Origin of the sequence: Aeromicrobium sp. YIM 150415 (assembly GCF_016918125.1) — a bacterium.
GTDB classification, from domain to species: domain Bacteria; phylum Actinomycetota; class Actinomycetes; order Propionibacteriales; family Nocardioidaceae; genus Aeromicrobium; species Aeromicrobium piscarium.
The window spans coordinates 1-17,567 of sequence record NZ_JAERWM010000018.1 but is presented as its reverse complement, the minus strand read 5'-3'; the positions used below and the strand labels follow the sequence as shown (position 1 = coordinate 17,567).

Below are 17,567 nucleotides of genomic sequence, written 5' to 3'. Positions count from 1 at the left end.
TCCCCCTTCCGTTGTCGGCTCGGCGCGCGGCGATGGCGCCGTGAGCCGACGCTAGGGCCGTCGCGCGGGGGCGTGCCAGGTCGTTCGCGAGCGGGTCGCCCAAGGGCCGATCGAGGCCGATGTGTGGCGTGGATCACGCGATGAGCGGTGTGCTGGAGACGACGAACGGCACCGTCTCGTGGCGATACCTCAGCAACCTTTCGTCGCCGGGGGAGGTAGTTGGTCAACCTGATGACGTGACGATGGGGTTGACGGCCTACCGCTGCCGGTGGGCTGGGCGGACGGGAGGCGGAGCACTGGCCGCGCGGAACGGCGGCTCCTGGCACAACCGCACGAAGGCGGCGGCGGTGGGCGAGAGGTCCTCACCCGGATGGACCAGCCCGGCCCGCCGGTAGAGCGCGGGCTCGAAGTGCACGGTCTCGCAGCCGAGCTGACGGGCGACGAGCGCCTGTTGCCCGTGGACGAGGGTCGCACCGATGCCCTCGGCGACGAGGTGGATGAGCGACGGACGGTGGTCGGCGAGCACGGTGATGTGATCGGAGATCCCGCGGAAGGCGCTCTCCAGCAGCGGATAGGCGGTCGACGTCTTGAAGAAGGGTCCGACGACCAGCCCGATGGCGGCGAACTCCGCCGCCGTGATGGGGCGGCCCTCTCGCCCTGTCCCGGGTGGGAGGGCGGCGACGAACTCCTGCCGGTCGAACTCGATCGCGCGTAGGCCGCGAGTCTCCACCGGGAACTCCGTGATGCCGATATCGGCGTGTCGGGTGCGGACGGCGTTGAGCACCTCGGTGACCGAATGGGTGTGCGGGGCGGTGATGTCCACGCGCACGCCGCGGTACCGGGCCCGGTAGGCGCCGACGAGCTGCGCCACCGGTTGGGCCGACATCGTGGACAGCGTGCAGATGGTGAGCCGCCCGGTGAGGGAGTCGGGGTCGGTCGAGGCCACGGAGGAGAACATGCCGAGGTCGCGCAGCGCCCGGCGGGCGATCGGCTCGGCCGCACGCCCGGCGACTGTGAGCCGGAAGGGGCGGGCCGAGCGGATGAACAGCTCGGCCCCGACGACCCGTTCCAGCTGCCGCAGCGCCTGCGCGACCGCCGAGGGGGTCTTGCCGAGCCGGTGGGCGGCGGCGGTGAAGCCTCCGTGGTCGACCACTGCCAGGAAGGCCTCGAGGTGGCGGCGTTCGGGAAGCTGGCCGGCGACCGTGCTCATCGGCTCGCCCCCTCCGTCGCCAGGGAGATGAACTCCGCGGCCGCCGCCGTCGGGGTACCCGTCGGCATCGCGATCGCGACGTCCAGCTCGGCGCGCGGGACCAGCTCGCAGACGGTCAGACCCGGCAGCGATGCGGCCGCGGCAGCATGCCGCGCGGGCACGATGGCTGCTCCCGCGCCGTTGATCACCAGCGGCAGGATCGCCTCGGTGTACTCCACCTCGACCGCGACGGCCTCGTCGACCGCCGCCGACTCCAGGTGCCGGGACAGGAAGATCCGCGAGGCGCTGTCGACCGGGGTCGTGACCAGGCCGTGGGCGATGACCTCCTCGAGGGTCGTGGTGCGATCGGCGGGTCCGGGCAGCACGGCGGCGAGCTCCAGCGGAGGCAGCGGCACGGTGGTCGTGGACGGGCCGGCGAGCTCGCCGAACACGATCGCCAGGTCCACGCCGAGGTCGAACAGCTCCCGCTCGGTGAGGTCGCGCTCGGGCACGTCCCTGACCCGCACCGTGACGTCGCTGAAATTCCGGTGGAAGCGGCCGACCAGGGTGGCGGTGGGGTCGATGGCGAGGGTGGAATGGCAGGCGATCTCGAGTGCTCCGCTCTCGATGCGGTCCGCCCGCCGGGCGGCGTCGGCGGCATCGCGCAGGGCTGCGAGCGCGGCACGGGCGGGCACCTCGAACTCCCGGCCGGCCCTCGTCAGACGCACCCCGTGAGGTGAGCGAACGAAGAGCGCGGTCCCGACCCGGCCCTCCAGGGACGCGATGGCCTGCGACAGGGCGGGCTGGGAGACCCCGAGCTCCGTGGCGGCCCCCGAGAACGTGCCGCAGGTGGTCACCGCCAGGAAGAACTCGAGATGCCGGGTGTGCACGGGCCCTCCCCTCCTCGCGCTATAAGAAGAACTTATCTCTACTGGCACTAGTAACAGATTGAAGCCTAGACGAGTGTGATGGACGCTACTCGGAGCACCCCATCCAAGGAGCCCACGTCCATGCATCCAGCCCTTCACACCACGATCTGCGAGCGTCTCGGCGCCCGGATCCCGATCTTCGGTTTCTCCCACTCCCTCGAGGTCGTCGCCGCGGTGACCGCGGCCGGTGGCATCGGGGTGTGGGGCGCGACGCGCAGCACACCGGAGGAGATCCGCGACGGCCTGGCCTGGCTCACCGAGCAGGCCGATGGACGACCCTTCGGTATCGACCTCGTCCTCCCCCAGGGCATGCCCGAGACCGACGACCGGGCGCAGATGGAGGCAGCGATCCCCGAGGAGCATCGGGCCTTCGTCACCGGCCTGCGCGACAAGTACGGCGTGCCCGATGACGGACTGCCGGGCACGCGCTCGCGGTTCGTGCGGTCCGAGGAGATGGCCGACCGACAGTTCGCGGAGATCCTCGCCTCACCGGTCGCGATCCTGGCGATGGGCGTGGGCTCGCCGCCGGCGAAGGTCACCGAGGCCAAGGAGCACGGCAAGACCGTCATCAGCCTGGTCGGAGCGCCCAAGCACGCCGAGCGTGCGCTCGCCGCGGGGGCGGACATGCTCGTCGCGCAGGGGTACGAGGCGGGTGCCCACACCGGAGACATCGGCACCTTCGCCCTCGTGCCGCAGATCGTCCGGCTCGCCGGCGATGTCCCCGTGGTCGTGGCCGGCGGCGTCGCCGGTGGCGAGCACATCGCTGCCGCACTGGCCCTCGGGGGCGCGGGAGTCTGGATGGGAACCGCCTGGCTGTTCACCCGCGAACACGGGATGGACCCGGTGATCCGGGCCAAGCTCGAGGCCGCGGGCTCGGCCGACACGATCCGCTCACGGGCCGACAGCGGCAAGACGCTACGTCAGATCAAGACCGCCTGGACCGAGGAGTGGGAGGCCCAAGCCGCGCCCACACCGTTGAAGATGCCCTTCCAGGACATCCTCGTCGGCGACTTCCTCGGCGCAGTCGAACGCCACCACATCGAGCCGCTCCTGAAGTCCGAGGCCGGCCAGAGCGTCGCCTACTTCGACCAGCTCACCGATGTCCGCTCGATCATCGACTCGCTGGAGCGCGACGCTACCGCCGCCCTCCAGCGCCTCGACCAGTAGTCCCCTCACCGACAGGAAACACCGACATGACCTCATCCCTGCGCCGTTGCCTCGCTCTCGGCTCGGCCCTCGCGATCGGCTCCCTGGCCCTGGCGGCCTGTGCCACCAGCACGGGCGGCTCCGAGAGCGACTATCCGACCAAGTCGATCACGCTGACCATCCCCTACGCGCCGGGCGGCGGCACCGACACCGCCGGCCGACTGCTCGCCACGGCCCTGGAGCAGGAGCTCGACACCTCCGTCGTGGTGGTCAACAAGGAGGGCGGTGGCGGCGCCATCGGCGTCGGCGAGGTCGCGAAGGCGAAGGCGGACGGCTACTCGATCGGCGTCGCGACCGACTCGAATATCGTCCTGCAGCCGATCATCAACGAAGACCTGCCCTACGGGCCCGATGACGTGGAGACCTGGGGCGTCGCGCCCTCGCGCTTCATCATCGTGGCCTCCGCGGACAGCCCGTACCAGTCGCTCGGCGATATCGTCGACGCGGCCAAGCAGAACCCCGGCACGATCCGCATCGCCCACCCGGGCACCGGCGGCTCCAATGACCTCACGGCCCAGGCCTTCGCCCTGGCGGCGGACATCGACATCGTGCCGGTGCCGATCACCGGCGGCGGCGCCGAGATCAACAAGGCCGTCGCCTCCGGGCAGGTCGAGCTCGCGATGACGACCGTGCCGGTCGCCCAGGGATTCGTGGACGCCGGCAAGCTCGTCATCGCCGGCACGATGGGCGACGAGCCCGCCGAGGGCGCCGAGGATGCCGAGACCCTGGCGTCCATCGACGTGCCGACCGATCTCATCCCGAAGGCCCAGCTCGTCATGCTGGCCCCCGCCGGTATCGACGACGAGGTCGCCGACAAGCTCAGCGAGGCGCTGGAGACGGCGACCAAGGGCGACTTCGGCGATCAGATGGCCAAGATCGGCTTCCCGGTCTCCTACCTCGATATCGACGACAGCTCCGCGGCGATGAGCGAGGTGCAGCGCCAGTACGAGCAGATCATGGAGCAGTTCGGCGGGGAGCAGTGATGACGGCCGAACCGCTGGAGACCGCCTCCCCGAGCGCGCCCGAGGGGAGGGGCAACCGAGGACGCATGATCATCTCGGCGGTGACCGTCCTCGGCGGGTTCGGGCTCGTGGCGGCCAGCTGGGGTGTCGAGCGCGGCGACCTCGCCCATCCGGGCCCGGGCCTCTACCCGTTGGTGGTCGGCGTGCTCGCGATCCTCGCCGGAGCGACGGGCCTCGTCGAGGAACGGCGTTCCGCGCCGGCCGTCGCGGGTCCCCCGGTGTCCGCCGACCCGAAGCCCTGGATCTTCGTCGCCGCGATGTCGGTCGGCATCATCGCGCTGCCGACCCTCGGCTATCTGATGAGCGCGCTCATCACCGGCACGGCCGTCAGCTGGGCCGCGGGCCAGCGAACCTGGTGGAAGGCCCTGCTCACCGGTGCCGTGCTCGCGGTCGTCTCGTCGCTGATCTTCCGCGACCTGCTCGACGTCTACCTGCCGGCCTCCGTCCTCGATGAGCTGATCTGATGGACATCCTGCAGCAGCTCATCTACGGCTTCGAGGTCGTGCTCACGCCGGAGAACCTCGCCGCCGCGCTCATCGGCTGCCTGGCCGGCACCATCGTGGGCGTCCTGCCCGGGCTCGGCCCGACGGCCGGCGCCGCGGTGCTCCTGCCGCTCACCTTCACCCTCGGCCCCGTAGCGGGACTCATCATGATCGCCGCGATCTACTACGGCGTGCAATACGGCGGCTCCCTCACCTCCGTGCTGCTGAACATCCCCGGCGAGACCAGCTCGGTGATGACGACGGTCGACGGCTATCAGCTGACCCGACAAGGGCGCGCCGGAGCGGCGTTGTTCATCATGACGATCGGCTCGTTCATCGCCGCCACCGTCGCGGTCATCCTCGTCACCTGGATCGGCCCGCCGGTCGCGGAGTTCGCGATCAACTTCGGTCCGCCGGAGTTCCTCGCCCTCGCGGTCATCGGCCTGATCTTCCTGGTGCGGATCATGGGCGGCAGCCTCGCGAGCGGACTGATCCCGATGGTGATCGGGCTGGCTCTCGGCACGGTCGGCATGGACGCCGTCTCGGGTACCAATCGCCTCGAGTTCGGCATCCCGGCGCTCGCGCAGGGCATCGACGTCGTCGCGGTGGCGGTCGGCGTGTTCGGCATCGCCGAGGTGATGCGCCTCGTCGCCGACGACGCCCGCCTGCCGACGCCGCAGAAGGTCAGGATGCGTGACCTGCGCCCGACCCGCGAGGACGTGCGCCGCTCCTGGGCTCCGTGGGGGCGGGGCACGATCACCGGCTTCATCTTCGGCCTGCTGCCCGGCCCCGGGCCGACGGTCTCGACCTTCGTCGCCTACAAGTTCGAGCGGATCTTCTCCAAGAACCGCGATCAGCTGGGCAAGGGCGCGATCGAGGGCATCGCCTCGCCGGAGGCCGCCAACAATGCGGCAGCCACCTCGGGCATGGTGCCGCTGCTGTCGTTGGGCATCCCGTTCACGCCGGTCCTCGCGCTGATGGTGGCCGCGATGATGATCCAGGGCGTCACGCCCGGACCGCTGCTGTCGGTCCAGCATCCGGAGATCTTCTGGGGCGTCATCGCGTCGATGTACATCGGCAATGTGGTGCTCGTGATCCTGAACCTGCCGCTGATCGGCGTGTGGGTGCGCCTGCTGCAGATTCCGCGCAGCATCCTGATCTCGGTCATCACCGTGGTCTCGATCGTCGGCACCTATGCGCTCAACAGCAGCATGCTCGATGTCATCGTGCTGGTGCTCGCCGGCGTGCTGGGCTATGTGCTCAGTCACTACGGCTACCACATGGCGCCGCTCGCGCTCGGGCTCATCCTCGGCCCCTTCGCGGAACGGTATCTGCGTGAAGGACTGTTCATCAGCCAGGGCGACGTGACGTATTTCGTCACGAGTCCGATCGCCGCGGTCCTGTGGGTGCTGCTGGTCCTCGGACTCGTCGCCCAGGCGGTCTTCTCGATGCGCGCCCGTCGCGCGGGCCGCACGCTCGTGGAGGTGGTGCCCGAATGACGCGCGATGCTGGAACTGGCAGCGGTCCGCTGGCGGGGGTCCGCGTCGTCGACGTCACGCAGTACATCGCCGGCCCGGGGGCGACCTCGGTACTCGCCGATCTGGGCGCCGATGTCGTCAAGGTCGAGCCGCTGCGCGGTGAGGCCACGCGCCACCTCGGGTCCTTCGGGCAGGGCATGTTCCATGCGTACAACCGGCGCAAGCGCTCGCTCGCGGTCGACCTCTCGACGGCTCGCGGCCGAGCGGTGGTGGCCGAGCTGATCGCCGATGCCGATGTCGTCGTGCAGAACCTACGTCCCTCGGCGATGGCGGCGATGGGTCTGGACGCTGCTGGGCTGCGGGAACGGAATCCTCGGTTGATCTATGTGTCGATCAGCGGTTTCGGCGCGGAGGGCCCGGGCGCTCGCCGTGCCGGTCTCGACATCGCCGCGCAGGCCGAGAGCGGCATCATGTCGATCACCGGCGAGGCCGCGGGGGAGCCCCAGCGGGTGGGCTTCGCCGTCGTCGACGTCGCCACGGCGCAGGCCGCCGCTCAGGCGATCCTCGCCGCGCTCTACGACCGGGAACGTGGCGGCACCGCGGCCGACATCGAGCTGTCGCTCATCGAGACGGCGGTCAACATCCAGGCCGCGAATGTGACCGAGTATTTCGTGACGGGGCGCGCCCCGGTCCGCAGCGGCAACGGGCAACCCGGGGCGGCTCCGGCCGCCGACCTGATCCGCACCAAGGACGGCTTCGTGGTGCTCTCGGCCTACACGCCGCCGCACTGGGCACGGCTCTGCGAGCTCATCGGTCGACACGACCTGGTCACCGATGAGCGGCTCGCGACGGTGGAGGCGCGGGTCGCGCATCGGTCGCTCCTGCATGAGGTCCTCGACGATGCGTTCTCGGCGATGACGACCGATGAGTGCGTGGAGCGGCTCACCGGCAACGGGCTGGTGGCCGGCGCGGTCCGCGACTACGACGGGATGGTCGGCGACGAGGTGGTCGAGCGGCTCGGCGTCGTGGGCCGGTTCGACCGCGCTCCCACCGGCACGCCGGGCCGTTACATCCGGTTGCCGTACCGCATGTCGACCCTCGAGCCGACTCTCGGCGGGGTGCCTGCGCCGGCCGTCGGCGAGCACACACGGTCGCTGCTGACCGAACTGGGATACGAGCCGGCGGACATCGTGACATTGGTCGACGAGGGTGTGGTCGCCGATCACCCCACTGCCGGAACGGCCGGCACTCGGATCGCGAACGGAGGGGTCGTGTGAGCAGCCCAGAGGGTCAGGTGGCGATCGTCACGGGGGCGAGCCGGGGAATCGGCCGGTCCTGTGCGGAGGTACTCGCTCGTAGCGGCATGCGGGTCGTGCTGGCGGCGCGCTCCGTCGACGCGGTGGAGCGAATCGCCGAACAGTTGCGTGCGGAAGGCCATGAGGCGGTGGCGGTCGGCTGTGATGTCGACGACCGCGAGGCCTGTGAGCGACTGGTCGCCACCACGATCGAGGCCTTCGGCCGCGTCGACGTGCTGATCGCCAATGCCGGGGTGGAGACCTCGCGCACCGTGGTGCGCTCCGATCCGGATGCCTGGATCGGCACGATCTGGACCAACACCATCGGCGCATACCTGACGGCTCGCCCGGTCGTGCAGGCGATGAAGGATGCCGGCGGGGGACAGATCCTGTTCGTCGGATCGGGGGCGGGACATTCCGTCGTGCCCGGTATGTCGGCCTACGGTGCCTCAAAGGCCGCGGTGAGCTACCTGTCGGCGGCGCTCTCACAGGAGGTGTGGCGCTACGGGATCTCCGTCAACGAGCTGGTGCCGGGGCCCGTCGCGACCGAGATGACGAAGGATCTCTTCGAGCCCGGCGAGGCCCCGGAGCATCTGCCGAGCGAGCGCGTCAAGGAGCCCGAGGAGGTGGCGTCCTTCGTGCTCGACCTGTTGCGTCTGGGACCTGCGGGACCGACCGGCCAGATCTTCAGCCTGGCGCGCCGCCCGCTCTGAGCGGATCGTTCACGTGCGGCGCCGGCGGGTGGCGGTGATCGGCGCTCGCGTCAGCTGGCGGTACCTGGTCAACCTCACCCGCCAGCTGGCGGTACCTGATCAACTTCATCGAGGCCCGATCAGGTTGATGGTCTACCGCCACCGGAGGGGTGAGGTTGATGGTCTACCGCCACCGCCACCGCCACCGCCACGGCTCAACGCGAATCAGCTGCGATCGAGGCGGAGGCCTTCGGGGGTGTGCAGGCGCACCATCGTGCGGCTCACATCGGCCGGGACCCGTGAACGCGTCAGGAGGGAGCCGCCGATCATGAGGGCGAAGCCCAGCGGCACCGACCAGGCGGCTGGCTGCGCGAGGAGTGTTCCGAGCCAGCCCCCGGGGGCGATCGTGAGGGTCAGCAGAGGTGCGGCCGTCGCCGCGAGCCCACCGCCCACGAGCCCGGCGACGGCACCGGGCGCGGTCAGGCCTCGCCACCAGATCCCCAGGACCAGCAGCGGACAGAAGGTCGAGGCGGCCAGGGCGAAGGCGAAAACGACCGAGTTGGCGACCGGGATGGGCTGCGCGAGCAGACCGAGCGCGAGCGGCACCGTCACACATGCCGCGGCGGCCCACCGCAGCGCAGCGACCGCGGAGAGCCTCCCGCGCCATGGTCCGCGCCGGCCCAGCCCCTGTCCGACCACGCCGGCCAGCGCCATCGTGACCCCCGACGAGGTCGAGAGGAAGGCGGCGAACGCGCCACCCATCAGCAACGCCGCGAGCGCGTCTCCGCCGACCCCATCGATCATCCGTCCCGGCAGCTCCAACACCACGGTGTCGGCGTGGCCGGCGTCCACGAGATCGGGCGCGTAGATCCGTCCGAGCACCCCGTACGCGGTCGGCAGCAGGTAGAACATGCCGAGCAGCGCGAGGACCAGCAGCGTGGTGCGGCGCGCCGCGCGGCCGTCGGGATTGGTGTAGAACCGCACCACCACGTGCGGCAGCCCCATCGTCCCGAGGAAGGTGGCGATGATGACCGCATAGGTCGTATAGAGGCTCTGCGGGGTGACCGCGCCGAGCGGGGCGAACCATTGCTCCGCGGCCACCGGGCTGGGCGAGCCGTCGGCCCGCCACACCAGCGCCAGGAAGGCGAGCGGCACCAGCATCGCCGTGAGCTTGACCCAGTACTGGAAGGCCTGCACGAAGGTGATGCTGCGCATTCCTCCCGAGACGACGTTGACGAGCACCACCACCGCGACGAGCGCCGTGCCGACCCACTGCGGAGCGCCGGTCGTGGCCTGCACGGTCAGCCCGGCCCCCTGGAACTGTGGCATCAGATAGAGCCAGCCGACCCCCACGACCAGCCAGGTCGAGGTCAGCCGGACCCCGCTCGACCCCAGCCGCAGCTGGGCGAAGTCCGGGATCGTGTAGGCCCCCGATCGCCGCAACGGGGCCGCCACGAAGACGAGCAGCAGGAGATAGCCGGTGGTCCAGCCGATCGGGTACCAGAGCATGTCGGCGCCGAAGGTCAGCACCAGACCGGCGATGCCCAGGAACGATGCGGCCGACAGGTACTCGCCGCTGATCGCCGAGCTGTTCAGGCCCGGCGAGACCGATCGCGAGGCGACATAGAAGTCGCTGGTGGTGCGACTGATCCGCAGGCCGAGGGCGCCGATGGTCACTGTCGCGGCGGTGACCACCACGATCGCGGCGATCGCGGCGCCGGGGCTCACGACTCCTCCTCCGTCGCGGAGGCCTCCACGAGAGCGGCGAAGTCGACCTCGGCGCGCTCGGCGAAGCGGACGTAGAGCCATCCCAGGACGAAGACCGCCGGGTAGACGGCGATGCCGAGCACGATCCACGGCAGGCCGATGCCGCCGACGGTCACCCTCGACAGGTCGCCGAAGACCACGAACACGATCGGCAGCATGCCGATCGTCAGGGCCACGCTCGCCACGACCGTCAGCGCGGCGCGCAACTGCGATCGGACCAGGCTGCGCACGTACACCTCGCCCACACCAGTCGACTCGTGGATCTCCTGGCGGACCGTGCGTGGCACATGGGTCCGCGCGCTCGTCAGTGGGCTGGTGATCCGCTCCCGCCGAGGCTCGCTCATGGGCTGAACTCGCCGATCATCTCGCGGAGGTCGCGGAGGTGGCGTCGCGAGACCGGTACCGAGGTGGTTCCCTCACCCGACGGCACCACGAGCGACGCTCCACCGCCCTGCGAGCGTGCCTCGATCAGGTGCGCACGGTTGACGACGATGCTGCGATGGACCCGCCGGAACCCGGCCTCGTGCCATTCGTCGGCGAGCGAGGTGAGAGCGGCGCGGATGAGATGGCTCGTGCCGTCGAGAAGATGCAGGCGCACGTAGTCGCCCTGCGCCTCGACGTAGGTGACATGCGACCGGGACACGAAGCGGGTCACCCCGGCGAGCTCCACGGCGATCGTGTCGTCGGCATCGCCTCCGGCATCGCGCTCGGCCGCGGCGCGACGGATGCTCTCACGGAGACGCTCGGGGCGCAGCGGTTTGAGCAGGTAGTCCACGGCATGCAGCTCGAAGGCCTCGACGGCGTGCGCGTCGTGGGCGGTGACGAAGATGATCTGCGGAGCCTGCGTGAACCGGCCCAGCAGCCGCGCGATCTCGATGCCGCTCAGCCCCGGCATCGCGATATCGAGGAACACGAGGTCGATGTCGCCGTGCTCGAGCCGGCGCAGAGCCTCGGTGCCCGAGTGCGCCGTGGCGATCGGGTCGGCGATGCGATCATCGCGTTCGAGCAGCCAGACGAGCTCGTCGAGCACCGGTTGCTCGTCGTCGACAACGAGAGTGCGCAGAGCGGTCACCCTCGTGATGGTAGTCACATGAGGTCGTTGTCGCCTCGACCGTGCGGGGATAGGCTCCGCCGTGGAACATCACTCGAAGGCGGCGTCACCATGTCCCAGGTTCGTGTCCACAATCTCTCGATCTCCCTCGACGGTTTCGGTACCGGGGAGGATCTGAGCTTCGAGGCGCCCTTCGGTCATGCGGGCCAGCGGTTACACGGTTGGATGTTCGCCACGGGTTTCGGGCGGGCGATGTTCGGCGGTTCGGGAGGAGGTGAGGGTCTCGACAACGCCTTCGCTCGCCGGCACCAGGATGACGATATCGGTGCCGAGATCATGGGACGGGGCAAGTTCTGGCCACTCAGCGGTCCGTGGCCCGACCTCGGCACTGAGCAGGAGTGGCGCGGCTGGTGGGGCCCGAATCCGCCGTTCCACACGCCGGTCTTCGTCCTGACCCATCACCCCCGGCCGTCGATCGAGATGGAGGGCGGAACCGTGTTCCACTTCATCGACGCGTCTCCGGCCGATGCCTTGGCCCTCGCGCGGGAGGCGGCCGGTGGCCGCGATGTGCGGATCGGTGGTGGGCCGACGACCGTGGGTGAGTTCCTGGCCGCCGACCTGATCGACGTGATGCATGTGGTGCAGGTGCCCGTACTGCTCGGCCGCGGCGTGCGCCTCTGGGATGGCCTAGAGGGGCTCGAGGACCGTTACGACATCGAGGCGGTCGCCTCGCCGAGCGGCGTGGTCCACCTGACCTTCACGCGGCGCTGATCCTCAATCGTCGAGGCCGCGGGCGGCGAGGGCGTCGCCGGTGGCGTAGGCGTGTGCCACGACCCGGATGACGAAGGGCACGAGCAAGGCCCGCGGACTGCGGTCCAGCCCACGGGCGCGCGCCGCCGCGCGGGTCTCGCGCGCGACATCGAGCACGGCGGGCAGAGCGCGAAGGACGAGCGCGAAGGCGAGGGCGATCCGTTCCGGCCGGATGCCGACGAAGCGCAGGGGAGCGACGAGCCGTTCGACGGTGCTCAGCAGGTCATCGGCCGCCGTCGTCGCGGTGAAGGCCAGGCCGACGAGGAAGAGGGCCAGCAGACTCGAGACCACCGCGATGGCGACCTCGGGCCCGCGCTGCCAGGTCTGGAAGGCCGCGACCAGGGCGAGCATCAGGAGGAATCCGCGCATCGTCCGCAGCGACCGTCGCAGGTGGAGCCCGGACCACGCGGCGATCGCGATCGCGATGACGAGGAAGGCCGGGGAGGCGATCGGCCCGCGCAGGATCACGACCGCGATCGACCAGAGTGCGAGGAAGGCCAGCTTCGGTCCGGGGCCGATGCGGTGCAGGAACGTCGTCCCGGGGCGGTACACGCCCAGCAGCTCGCTCATGCCCGTCCCGTCTCGGTTCTGGGTGCGGTCATGGGGTCGCCTCGGCCAGGGCGATGTAGTGATCGACGGCGGCGTCCGGTGCCCCGTCGAAGACCACCCGGGCCTCGTCGACCACCAGGACCCGGTCGCAGCGGCGGGCGAGGTCGAGATCGTGTGTCACGAGCACGAGTCGCTGGCGGAGCCCGAAGAGCCGGTCGGCGACGAGGCGGGCATTGCGCAGATCGAGCAGGGTGGTGGGCTCGTCGGCCACGACGATCTCGGGGTCGGTCGCGAGCACCCCCGCGAGGGCGAGCAGTTGCTTCTGGCCGCCCGATAGCGCGTGCACCGACACCTCCGCGCGGTCGGCGAGGCCGATCTCCGCGAGCACCTCGCGGGCTCGTTCGCGCCGTTCGCGCTTGTCCGCGACGCTCCGGCGCAGCGAGAGGGTCACGTCCTCCAACGGTGTCGGCATGACGAGCTGGGCGTCGGGGTGGGTGAAGACGAAGCCGACCCGGCGGCGCACCTCACGACCCTCGTGGCCGGTATCGAGTCCGTTGATCAGCACCTGGCCCGCCGCCGGGAGGACCAGACCGTTGAGCAGGCGGGCCAGTGTCGACTTGCCCGATCCGTTGGGGCCGATGATGCCGATCCGGTGCTCGGTCAGGCTCAGACTCGTCGGTTCGAGCAGCGTGATCGGGCCCTGGGGGGAGTCGACCACGACGCTCGCGCTCTGCAGCTCGATCACGGGTCGACGTTACCCGCGGAGCAACTGGGGGAAGGCCCGGTGCACCGCCGCGGCCACGACGGCGGCGATCACGCCCTTGACGATGTCGGCCAGGAAGAACGGTGTCGCATAGCCCCAGGCCACGCCGAGGGGGACGTCCATGGCGCGGGCCATGCCGAGGGTGCCGAGCGTGCCGACCACGCCGACCGTCACGATCGCCGCTACGACGGCCACGGTCACCGTGAACACCGCCGGGCTGCGGCGTGCCACGAGGGCGGCCGCGGCACCGACCAGCAGCGCGGCGAAGGGGAAGGCGAGCAGATAGCCGCCGGTGGTGCCGGCCCACACGCCCGGTCCGGCCTGGCCCTGCGTGAAGATCGGCACCCCTGCGGTCGCGACGGCCAGGTAGAGCACGACGGCGAGGAACCCGCGGACCGGCCCGAGCAGTGCACCGGCGACGAAGATGCCGAACATCTGCAGGGTGAAGGGGACCCCGGCCACGCCGGTGATCGCGGGGAGCACCGCGCAGACGCCGATGATCGCGGCGAAGGTGGTGATGAGGGCGAGGTCGGCCGCCGACGAGCGGCGACGGACCGGGCTGCGGGTCGTCATGGGGTCTCCTCGCGAGAACTGAACAGTGTTCACCTGAACGGTGTTCAGGCTACCCGATAGGATGCTCGCATGGCCAACAGCCTCCCCGATGTCGTCGCCGCGGCCCTGCGCGTGCTCGACTCCTACGGGCTGGAGTTCTGCTCGATGCGCCGGGTCGCGGCCGAGCTCGACGTCCAGCCCAGCGCGCTCTATCACCACGTGCCGAACAAGCAGACGCTGCTGGCGTTGATGGCCGATGACCTGGTGTCCGAGGTCGACGGCGACGACGCACGTTCGCTGTGCCACGCCCTACGGCGCTCGATGCTCGCGGTCCGCGACGGCGCCGAGGTCGTCGCCACCGCCTCGGCGTTCCGGCTCGGGGTCTCCGGAGTCGAGAAGCAGCTCGCCGATCTCGTGGGCGATGACGGGGCCCGCACGCTGTTGCTGTTCACCTTCGGTCACACGCAGTCCACGCAGACCCATCGCCAGGCCAGCGCCGTCGGCGCCATCGACGAGGACGCGGACCTCGATGCCTCTTTCGACCGCGGCCTCTCGATCATCCTCACCGGACTCACCCACGCCCCCTGACCTGCGCCGTCGTCGTCTCACGAAGATGGATTTGTGGTGGCCCAGGATCTCGTCGACGGGTGCCATAAGTGGCCGCGCGCAGTGCCGTCGATGACCGGTTCGATGAAGACCAGGCAGTGATGCAGCAGATCGCCGAAAAGCTCCGGTGTGGTGTCTTCGAGGCGCTCTGTCTGCTTCGCCAGACCGTCCATCTGCGTTGCGCGAGATCGGGCATGCCCGCAAGCAGCGGACCCAGCGGACGCAGATCTACCCGGCGATGGGCGGCGACTGTCTCGATGGCGGTGCGGACATCGGCATAGTCGAGCCGGCGGTTGTCGGTGATCGCGACGATGTCGACGAAGTCGCGCCAGCGCGTGGTGAGCTGGCCGCGGTCGACCGTAGTGACGATCTTCTCCGCCAGGACCATGTGGTCGGGGTAACCGCGCAGCTCGAGGGTGCCGCCGAGGAGCAGAGGCAGGGTCGTTCGATCCGGCGCGGGCCAGATCGGGTCGCCGAAGTTCACGTCCACATGCAAGGCGATCCGCGCAGATGCGAGCAGCGCGGTGACTCTGACCCGCACGCCGGTGTAGTCCGCCTCGTCGCGGATGGGCTCGGCGACGATGGAGGTCTCGTCGAAGGTGAGACCATCGCCGACGTCACCGGCGACGATGTCGCGTACGCGCCGCTCGATTTCCGACAGATCGTTGCTGATGCCGATCGCCGCGAGGTCGATATCCCTCGTCGGACGTCGGGCAGCGAAGGCGGCCATGAGTACACCGCCCTTGAGGATGAGGTCGTCGGCGTGGGCTGCGGCGGCAAGGCGGATAAGGAATCCCTCGAGCGCGTAGAGGGTGAACAGCTCCGCCGGGTCCCGCCCTCCACGCCGGGCGAGATTGCGCAGGTCGTTGTAGGCCCTCCCTGCCGTGCTGTCTCGAGCCGGTGCGGGACTCACAACAGCACCTCCAGCGCGCGCCGCAGGCGCGATTCGGCCGGGGGAAAGTAGGCGGCGACGTCCATCAGTGCCGATGGGGAGTTGCCGCGCCTGCGCAGCCAGCGGCGGAGCGCTCCATGGGCGACGTCATCGCCCTCGCGGTGTATCAGGCGGAAGCAGTCGACGATGGTCCGTTCGGGTGAATAGATCGCTACGGTGGTGTGCTCGGCGATCTGTAGGTGCTCGCGGCCGACGGTGAACGTGGCGCGGTCGAAACTGTGCCAGGCTATGTGCGCGAAGCCGGCGGATCGACGGACTCCGCGGGGTATGGCGATGTCGCTGTCGAACGCTATGGCGTCACTCAGCCCATGGTGCACCAGCGCGCTGGTCAGGCACAGGGTCGCATCCGGACGGACCGCGGTGACGGCCGCGAGCGGAGCGAATGCGGGGTCGATCGCTTCTGGGCGCAGGTACACCCCGCGTCCAACGCGCTCGATCCCGCCGCTGCTGAGCATGGCGTACACCTGGTCTTTACGAAGCCCGCGCACCTCGGCGTCGGCCAGGGTGAAGGCAGGCGGAAGCCCTTCGGAATCCATCGTCAGTTCCTAACTGTTGACAGGAGTAGCCTACCTGTCAACAGTTAGGAAAGTATCGCTGTTTCGTGGCGGTCACCAGCTGGCGTGCAGGGGACGGCCTTCGTCGTAGCCGGCGGTCGACTGGATGCCCACGATCGAACGCTCGCGGAACTGCGCCAGGCTGCGCGCACCGGCGTAGGTGAAGCTCGACCGGACGCCCGCGGTGATCTGGTCGATGAGGTCCTCGACCCCCGGTCGTTCGGGGTCCAGGAACATCCGCGAGGTCGAGATGCCCTCCTCGAACAGCGCCATGCGGGCCTTCTCGAAGCCCGCCGCGTCACGTGTGCGGTTGGCGACGGCGCGCGACGATGCCATGCCGAAGGACTCCTTGTACGCGCGGCCGTCCGAGGCGATCTTCAGGTCACCCGGGCTCTCGTGCGTGCCGGCGAACCACGAGCCGATCATCACGCTTCCCGCCCCGGCGGCGAGGGCGAGGGCGACATCGCGCGGGAAGCGCACGCCGCCGTCGGCCCACACGCTCGCGCCGAGGGCATCGGCGGCCTCGGCGCACTCGAGCACGGCCGAGAACTGCGGGCGCCCGACGCCGGTCATCATGCGGGTGGTGCACATGGCGCCCGGGCCGACGCCGACCTTGACGATGTCGGCTCCCGCGTCGACCAGCTCGCGGGTGCCGTCGGCGGAGACGATATTGCCGGCCGCGATCTGGACCCGACGCCCGGTGCGCTCGGCGAAGGCGTCCCGCGCATCGGCGACCACGCGCAGCGCCTCGATCATCTTCTCCTGGTGCCCGTGGGCCGTGTCGACGACGAGGACGTCGATACCCAGGTCCAGCAGCGCGTCGGCCTTGCCGCGCACGTCGCCGTTGATGCCGACCGCGGCGCCGATGAGGAGCCGTCCCTCGGCGTCGACGGCCGGGGTGTAGATCGTCGATCGCAGAGCGCCCTTGCGGGTGATGACGCCGAGCAGGTCCCCGCCGTCGAGCACCGGCGCGAAGGGCACGTGCTGGGCGGAGAGCTCGTTGAAGTACTCACGCGGGTCGAGGCCGGCGTCGACCGTGAACGTGTCGGTGCGCATGACCTCGCGCACCTGTGCGAAGCGGTCGATCTCGGCGCCGTCGCGGGGGGTGAGGACGCCGACCAGCTTGCCCTCGTCGACGACGACGGCTCCGCCGTGCGAGCGCTTGGGGATCAGGCTCAACGCCTCGCCGATCGTCATCGACGGGGACAGCGTGACGGGGGTGTCGAAGACCGTATGGGCGCCCTTGACGCGGCGAACGGTCGCGGCGACGACGTCGACGGGAATGTCCTGCGGGATGATCGCGATGCCACCGCGGCGCGCGACGGTCTCGGCCATGCGGCGCCCGGAGATGGCCGTCATGTTCGAGACCACCAGCGGGAGAGTCGTGCCGGTTCCGTCGGTCGCCGAGAGATCGACATCGAAGCGGCTGGTCACGTCCGATCGGCTCGGCACCATGAAGACGTCGTTGTACGTCAGATCGTGCGTCGGCTGCTGCCCGTTGAGGAACTTCACCCAGCGAGTCTACGGCCAGGCGGCTGATGGGGACCGTCCTCTCCTCCCAGCGCTTGGCGGTGCGCTGTCAACCTCTCCCGGCCCGCGGCGGGGGGGGGGGGGGCCCCCCCGGGGGCCGGGGTGGTTGACCCCCTACCCCCACAGGACGATTTCGCCCC

General features: G+C 70.1%; 19 protein-coding genes. 8 read left to right on the top strand and 11 right to left on the bottom strand.

The window, feature by feature from the left end:
• Positions 1 to 256: 256 nt before the first annotated feature.
• Positions 257 to 1,210 (bottom strand): LysR family transcriptional regulator, encoded by a 954-nt coding sequence (locus JL108_RS11860; protein WP_205198484.1) that lies wholly within the window; start codon positions 1,208 to 1,210, stop codon positions 257 to 259.
• On the bottom strand, positions 1,207 to 2,079 hold the full coding sequence (locus JL108_RS11855) for a LysR family transcriptional regulator (protein WP_205198483.1): 873 nt from the start codon (positions 2,077 to 2,079) through the stop codon (positions 1,207 to 1,209). The genes JL108_RS11860 and JL108_RS11855 overlap by 4 nt, the downstream gene beginning before the upstream one ends.
• A gap of 120 nt (positions 2,080 to 2,199) precedes the next feature.
• Here JL108_RS11855 and JL108_RS11850 point away from each other — a divergent pair, with 120 nt between their 5' ends.
• From JL108_RS11850 to JL108_RS11825, 6 genes are read left to right on the top strand one after another with little or no spacing between them, the layout of a single operon-like run.
• Positions 2,200 to 3,285 carry a nitronate monooxygenase gene (locus tag JL108_RS11850; protein ID WP_205198482.1) on the top strand — a complete coding sequence of 362 codons (1,086 nt, stop codon included), beginning with the start codon at positions 2,200 to 2,202 and terminating at the stop codon, positions 3,283 to 3,285.
• Positions 3,286 to 3,311: 26 nt separating this feature from the next.
• Positions 3,312 to 4,307 (top strand): tripartite tricarboxylate transporter substrate binding protein, encoded by a 996-nt coding sequence (locus JL108_RS11845; protein WP_205198481.1) that lies wholly within the window; start codon positions 3,312 to 3,314, stop codon positions 4,305 to 4,307.
• Positions 4,307 to 4,810, top strand: coding sequence for a tripartite tricarboxylate transporter TctB family protein (locus tag JL108_RS11840; protein WP_205198480.1), 504 nt, complete (start codon positions 4,307 to 4,309; stop codon positions 4,808 to 4,810). The genes JL108_RS11845 and JL108_RS11840 overlap by 1 nt, the downstream gene beginning before the upstream one ends.
• The gene (locus tag JL108_RS11835; RefSeq protein ID WP_205198479.1) at positions 4,810 to 6,327 is read left to right on the top strand and encodes a tripartite tricarboxylate transporter permease; all 1,518 of its coding nucleotides are present in this window, start codon (positions 4,810 to 4,812) and stop codon (positions 6,325 to 6,327) included. The genes JL108_RS11840 and JL108_RS11835 overlap by 1 nt, the downstream gene beginning before the upstream one ends.
• Complete coding sequence (locus tag JL108_RS11830; protein ID WP_205198478.1) at positions 6,324 to 7,583, top strand: CaiB/BaiF CoA-transferase family protein; 1,260 nt, start codon at positions 6,324 to 6,326, stop codon at positions 7,581 to 7,583. The genes JL108_RS11835 and JL108_RS11830 overlap by 4 nt, the downstream gene beginning before the upstream one ends.
• Positions 7,580 to 8,314: an SDR family NAD(P)-dependent oxidoreductase gene (locus tag JL108_RS11825; protein WP_205198477.1), complete on the top strand. Its 735-nt coding sequence runs from the start codon at positions 7,580 to 7,582 to the stop codon at positions 8,312 to 8,314. The genes JL108_RS11830 and JL108_RS11825 overlap by 4 nt, the downstream gene beginning before the upstream one ends.
• A gap of 204 nt (positions 8,315 to 8,518) precedes the next feature.
• Here JL108_RS11825 and JL108_RS11820 read toward each other — a convergent pair whose 3' ends face one another.
• From JL108_RS11820 to JL108_RS11810, 3 genes are read right to left on the bottom strand one after another with little or no spacing between them, the layout of a single operon-like run.
• Positions 8,519 to 10,021, bottom strand: coding sequence for a cation acetate symporter (locus JL108_RS11820; RefSeq protein WP_307837250.1), 1,503 nt, complete (start codon positions 10,019 to 10,021; stop codon positions 8,519 to 8,521).
• Positions 10,018 to 10,404, bottom strand: coding sequence for a hypothetical protein (locus JL108_RS11815; RefSeq protein ID WP_205198475.1), 387 nt, complete (start codon positions 10,402 to 10,404; stop codon positions 10,018 to 10,020). Before JL108_RS11815 ends, JL108_RS11820 begins: the two co-directional genes overlap by 4 nt.
• Complete coding sequence (locus JL108_RS11810; RefSeq protein WP_205198474.1) at positions 10,401 to 11,132, bottom strand: LytTR family DNA-binding domain-containing protein; 732 nt, start codon at positions 11,130 to 11,132, stop codon at positions 10,401 to 10,403. The genes JL108_RS11815 and JL108_RS11810 overlap by 4 nt, the downstream gene beginning before the upstream one ends.
• A gap of 90 nt (positions 11,133 to 11,222) precedes the next feature.
• Here JL108_RS11810 and JL108_RS11805 point away from each other — a divergent pair, with 90 nt between their 5' ends.
• On the top strand, positions 11,223 to 11,882 hold the full coding sequence (locus JL108_RS11805; RefSeq protein ID WP_205198473.1) for a dihydrofolate reductase family protein: 660 nt from the start codon (positions 11,223 to 11,225) through the stop codon (positions 11,880 to 11,882).
• Between the two features lie 3 nt (positions 11,883 to 11,885).
• Here the strand turns inward: JL108_RS11805 and JL108_RS11800 are convergent, their stop codons facing one another.
• The 3 genes from JL108_RS11800 to JL108_RS11790 are packed head-to-tail and all read right to left on the bottom strand — an operon-like array spanning position 11,886 to position 13,806.
• The gene (locus tag JL108_RS11800; RefSeq protein WP_205198472.1) at positions 11,886 to 12,491 is read right to left on the bottom strand and encodes an energy-coupling factor transporter transmembrane protein EcfT; all 606 of its coding nucleotides are present in this window, start codon (positions 12,489 to 12,491) and stop codon (positions 11,886 to 11,888) included.
• 28 nt (positions 12,492 to 12,519) lie between these two features.
• Positions 12,520 to 13,215, bottom strand: coding sequence for an energy-coupling factor ABC transporter ATP-binding protein (locus tag JL108_RS11795; RefSeq protein ID WP_205198471.1), 696 nt, complete (start codon positions 13,213 to 13,215; stop codon positions 12,520 to 12,522).
• A gap of 9 nt (positions 13,216 to 13,224) precedes the next feature.
• On the bottom strand, positions 13,225 to 13,806 hold the full coding sequence (locus JL108_RS11790) for a biotin transporter BioY (RefSeq protein ID WP_143912678.1): 582 nt from the start codon (positions 13,804 to 13,806) through the stop codon (positions 13,225 to 13,227).
• Between the two features lie 69 nt (positions 13,807 to 13,875).
• Here JL108_RS11790 and JL108_RS11785 point away from each other — a divergent pair, with 69 nt between their 5' ends.
• Positions 13,876 to 14,373: a TetR family transcriptional regulator gene (locus JL108_RS11785; protein ID WP_205198470.1), complete on the top strand. Its 498-nt coding sequence runs from the start codon at positions 13,876 to 13,878 to the stop codon at positions 14,371 to 14,373.
• On the opposite strand, the gene JL108_RS11780 is transcribed toward JL108_RS11785, so the two are convergent.
• The 3 genes from JL108_RS11780 to JL108_RS11770 all read right to left on the bottom strand — a co-directional run bounded on the left by JL108_RS11780 (position 14,357) and on the right by JL108_RS11770 (position 17,409).
• Positions 14,357 to 15,304 carry a nucleotidyl transferase AbiEii/AbiGii toxin family protein gene (locus JL108_RS11780; RefSeq protein WP_205198469.1) on the bottom strand — a complete coding sequence of 316 codons (948 nt, stop codon included), beginning with the start codon at positions 15,302 to 15,304 and terminating at the stop codon, positions 14,357 to 14,359. The two genes, JL108_RS11785 and JL108_RS11780, sit on opposite strands and share 17 nt — an antisense overlap.
• On the bottom strand, positions 15,301 to 15,879 hold the full coding sequence (locus tag JL108_RS11775; RefSeq protein ID WP_205198468.1) for a type IV toxin-antitoxin system AbiEi family antitoxin: 579 nt from the start codon (positions 15,877 to 15,879) through the stop codon (positions 15,301 to 15,303). The genes JL108_RS11780 and JL108_RS11775 overlap by 4 nt, the downstream gene beginning before the upstream one ends.
• Positions 15,880 to 15,951: 72 nt before the next feature.
• Complete coding sequence (locus tag JL108_RS11770; protein ID WP_205198467.1) at positions 15,952 to 17,409, bottom strand: GuaB1 family IMP dehydrogenase-related protein; 1,458 nt, start codon at positions 17,407 to 17,409, stop codon at positions 15,952 to 15,954.
• Between the last annotated feature and the right edge of the window lie 158 nt (positions 17,410 to 17,567).